Source organism: Staphylococcus sp. McC-251-APC-3A2 (assembly GCF_009695665.1).
Taxonomy (GTDB): Bacteria; Bacillota; Bacilli; order Staphylococcales; family Staphylococcaceae; genus Staphylococcus; species Staphylococcus cohnii.
The window spans coordinates 1-4,567 of sequence record NZ_VUNO01000016.1 but is presented as its reverse complement, the minus strand read 5'-3'; the positions used below and the strand labels follow the sequence as shown (position 1 = coordinate 4,567).

General features: G+C 30.4%; 3 protein-coding genes and 1 pseudogene. All 4 read right to left on the bottom strand.

Features of this window, described 5'->3' with window-relative positions:
* A pseudogene (locus tag FYJ81_RS12920) lies at positions 1-208 on the bottom strand (replication initiation factor domain-containing protein); the annotation flags it as partial.
* A 526-nt stretch (positions 209-734) separates the two neighbouring features.
* On the bottom strand, positions 735-1,976 hold the full coding sequence (gene mobV / locus FYJ81_RS12915) for a MobV family relaxase (RefSeq protein ID WP_000122374.1): 1,242 nt from the start codon (positions 1,974-1,976) through the stop codon (positions 735-737).
* Positions 1,977-2,162: 186 nt separating this feature from the next.
* Complete coding sequence (tet(K), locus tag FYJ81_RS12910; protein WP_002455970.1) at positions 2,163-3,542, bottom strand: tetracycline efflux MFS transporter Tet(K); 1,380 nt, start codon at positions 3,540-3,542, stop codon at positions 2,163-2,165.
* A 161-nt stretch (positions 3,543-3,703) separates the two neighbouring features.
* Positions 3,704-4,567 (bottom strand): replication initiation factor domain-containing protein (locus FYJ81_RS12905; RefSeq protein WP_154409733.1); only part of this gene is annotated, 864 nt, incomplete at its 5' end.

Below are 4,567 nucleotides of genomic sequence, written 5' to 3'. Positions count from 1 at the left end.
GCTCTACACTCATAAATTTAGAAAGGGCTTGAGCGTTGTCTCGGTTGAGATTTCCAACGATCGTCATTGCATCAAAACTTAATTTTGGATCAGATATGCACACAGTATGTGCGTCCAACCGGCTATTAGAGTAGCCGGTTTTAGAAAAATTGTCTAAATCGTGATTTTCCAAATGATTTGAATGATTTGCATGATTGTTTTTATACATAAAAAATCGACTCCTTAATCTCAATTTCGTTTAAGGAATCGCTCACCCAAATATATATCTTGATGTATATTTAAATATCGTTTAATATCTAAATATACAAGATTATAAAAACAACTCAGTGTTTTTTTCTTTGAATGATGTCGTTCACAAACTTTGGTCAGGGCGTGAGCGACTCCTTTTTATTTTGTTATTAATATAACACTATCAAAAGACTTGGTCTAATCAGATCAAGTCTTTTTTTATTTAAGCATTTGTATTATCTGGTAAACAGTTAAAACTACTAAAACACCAAGTACATACTTACTTGTTATAAAATTCTCAAAGGCTTCTCTGAATTTCATTTCTTCAACTCCTTTTATTGCTTTATTCCAATTTCCTTATTGGTCGGAACCTACAGGGCTTTATGTGTTGTTGAGTTGGTACTTTCTTGGGATTAATCCCAATTCAAGTCCAACCAACTCGCTAACAAGTTAGCTAACACATAGCCCATTCCAACCAATAAGTTTTCTCGGCATAAATGCATGTTCTATAAGTGCATACCTCTATCTCGTTTTTGATTCTTTTGTTGTTCTTGTTGCTGTTCCTGTTCTGAATATAATTCTGGATTCATTTTTTTATCTAAGTTTCCTGCTAAACCATTTAGTTTTGGTTCATCTTCTGTTAACTTATTAACTCTTTCCGCAAAGGTATTTCTTCCTAAAACTCGTTCTAACTCTTTTAGTAAGATTTTTAAAAGCTTTAACGCTATTTCTATATTCTCTTTAAGTGGCTTTGCATTTTCGTAAAGTTGGTTAAAATTATCGTCTGCATTTTCAATACGCTCAACTGCTTTATTTAATAAATCATCTTTCTCTCGTATTTCCTTATCTTTATCATCTAAGGCTCTACCAGACTTTATATACTCGTAATCTTCCGAAATATCTTGAGCAGCTTTTATCTGTTTCTGAAATTCATTGAAATCTTTTTGGCTTATTACAACATTTCCAGTTTCTTGTATTTCTTTGCTAAATAAACCACCTACTTTTTCAGTTTCTTGCTCATACGGAACATTTATAGGCTTTTTAAGCGTATTTAACGATTTTTGGTACTCTTGCATTAATTTATCGTTCTTTTGCTTTATATGGTCTGTTTTTTGGCTCTCACGTTCATATTCTTGCTTATGATATTCTGTTTTTTGTTTATACTGACTTATTTGCTCATGTTTAGCATTTGTTACTTGTCTTGATTGCCCACGTTCTAAATCATATCCTCGTTGTTTAACATGCTCATTAAATCTATCTTGAAACGCTGTTAAAGCTTTTTTATTACCTACAACTTCTTTAGCACTTAAACGACCATCATCAGTTATTGGAACAACGCCATAATGCATATGTGGTGTTTTTTCGTCCATGTGAACTGTTGCATATAATAAATTATCTTTACCGTATTCTTGTTCTAAAAACTCTTTAGCATATTCAAAAAACTGCTTTGTATCTTCTGGCGTTTGATTATCAAAGAAATCATTGTCTGATGTAATTAAACCATCAATGTGTTTAATCGCGTCTGTTCTAATTTTTCTTTTGCCTGTATAATTCTGTTCGATTTTTTCATCAATCAAGTTATTAAAATTCTGTTTATTAGCATTTACCAAATCATAATTTAAGTAAGTTTTACTATGGTCTATATCTTCATTTTCATAATTATTATTTTCTCTTTGAACATGTTTTTGTATGCCCGTTGTATTTGTTCCAGATTTAACTTTTGAAACTCTAACAATGGAATAAGACATATAAAAATCACTCCTAAGCACAAAGGTTTCATGTGTATTTAATAGTTTAAGTCTAACACACTAGACTTATTTTACAATAAGTCGTTAATACGTGTGCTCTGCGAGGCTTAAACCTGTTTTTGCTAACGCAAAAAATGAGTGGCAAAATGCTAGCCACTCATAGTTCTAAACCAAAATATAATATAACTATTCAAACTGCTTTTCAGAACGTTTAAATACAATAATCGTCAAAAGACAACATAAAATAATAAGGATAGCCATGGCTACAAGAATATTACTATACACTCCAGAAGAATAATTTATAAATTCCAGAACTAGTTTACGATTAATCAATTGTAGTGACAATAAACCTCCTACAATTGCTATACCTGTTCCCTCTGATAAAAAACTTGTGAAATTTAGCAAACTCATTCCAGAAGCAACTTCTTCTTCAGAAAGACTACTTGATACTATTTTTGATATAACTGTTTTAGTAAAAGATAATCCGCCCATAACAAATATAAACATAAAAGTAGTCAACCACATACTAAACTCAACAAAAAATGCAATAGTTAAAAAACTTATAGAGATAGACAATGATCCTAAAATAAAAACAAATAATGATCCTTTTCTATCCACTAAAAAACCACCAAAATAACCAAAAACAATAACACTCATGGTTCCAGGAAAAATAACACTATTACCTATTGTCGCTACATTTACATGATAAATAGTTTTCATCATATAAGGCACCATTGATATAAAACCAGCTACTATAGAAAATATTAGCCCACCAGAAAACAAACCAAGCATAAACGGAATGTTTTTCCCTAGTTTAGGATTAATAAAAGGGTTAGAAACTCTTGAAATATGTTTAATAAAAATCACAAAAAAGATTGTGAAGAGTATTAAAAAAGTCCAATTATAATTTGTCGTAAATAACATAAAACATATAATACTTATAGACATTAAAACAATACCTACGATATCTAATGTATTTTTTGTTGATTTACCAGGTACCATTACTTTAATAAGAAAAGGTATAGTTACTATTGTAATCATAGGAAGTATAAGTAGGTAAGACCAATGAATATAATGTGCTATTATTCCCCCTATTGAAGGACCTAACCCTTCACCTAAAGCTACAATTGATCCTATAAAACCAAAGGCTTTGCCTTGTTTTTTTCTTGTAATATTTCTAGCTACAACCACCATAATCAGTGAAGGGAATGCAGCAGATCCTACTCCTTGTACTAACCTACCAAAAATCAAAATAAAAAAGTGATTGTGACCAATAAAAGCAATCAATGAACCAAGACAGCTCAAACTAATACCAATAATTAACAATTTTTTTATATTTATATAATCAGATAATTTTCCATATACTGCTGTTCCTATCGAAAAAGTTAACATATATGCAGTGTTTACCCAGTTTGTAATTCCAGGAGTAGTATTAAAATGATTTGCAATATCAGGTAAAGAAACATTTAAAACCATTTCATTTAATACACTAAAAAATGAAAGAATACAAAGCCAAAATAAAACGCTATAAAACAAACCTTTAATTTTTTTATATAAACTAAACAATTTTACCTCTTTACTTGAGGTGACTAAAGTTTATAGGGGTAAATTATTCTTTCACCTCATATAAATTCCCCAAATTTTTAAATAGACACTTCATAAAAAAATCCTCCTAAATTAGAATAGTTTAAATATATCATTTTTGTTCAGTAATATTAATATGTACACTATTTCCAAAATTTAAATTCATGTTGCCAAAAATCGATTTGTTTTTGCAATTGTTTTTCGTTCGCTTTTAAAGTCGATTTCATTAAGTCCGTTAAATCGACTGGCGAAATTTCTTTTATCAAATTCTTATATTTTGTTCTAGAATTTCTGTGAAGCTTTCCCCATTCTTCTTCATCACTCAATAACATAAAAACTATTGCTCTATCCGCAGTGCGTTGGATAGTTTTCCAATCTGGTTGCAAGATATGTAAATCACTAAAGCAATCATTCCAGTAATCCACCATATCTCTTTTAAGTTCGATTTCTACACGCCATAAATGTTCAGACATAACTTCAGCATCTGCATTATCTTTACGTTCTTGCTTTTTATTATAAATTCTAATAAATCTATTACTATCTCTCACGCCAAAATATTTTGTTTCTGGCTTACCATTACGACCATAAAAAATAGTTTTCTTAACTGCTTTATCAGACATTGCATAGTAGTCACTCAAATCATCTTCAAAATCAAAGGCTAAATCTAATCTTGTAAAACCGTCATCTTCCATGTAGCTTATTATATTTTGTTTTAACCAAATCATTTCATCTCGTGTAAGTTTGTTTGGATTAAATTCAATACGCATATTACGTCTATCCCAACTATCTGCTTTCACTTTGTCATATTCAATATAAACTTTTTCTTGAAGTGCTTTAGCTTTAAACTTTGTTTGAAGAATATCCCAAAGTCTTATTTGGGGCTCTACACTCATAAATTTAGAAAGGGCTTGAGCGTTGTCTCGGTTGAGATTTCCAACGATCGTCATTGCATCAAAACTTAATTTTGGATCAGATATGCACACAGTATGTGCGTCCAACCGGCTATT

What these genes read in the sequence shown, in the direction of transcription:
- mobV (WP_000122374.1), bottom strand. Translation starts at nt 1,976, where the DNA reads ATGTCTTATTCCATTGTTAGAGTTTCAAAAGTTAAATCTGGAACAAAT.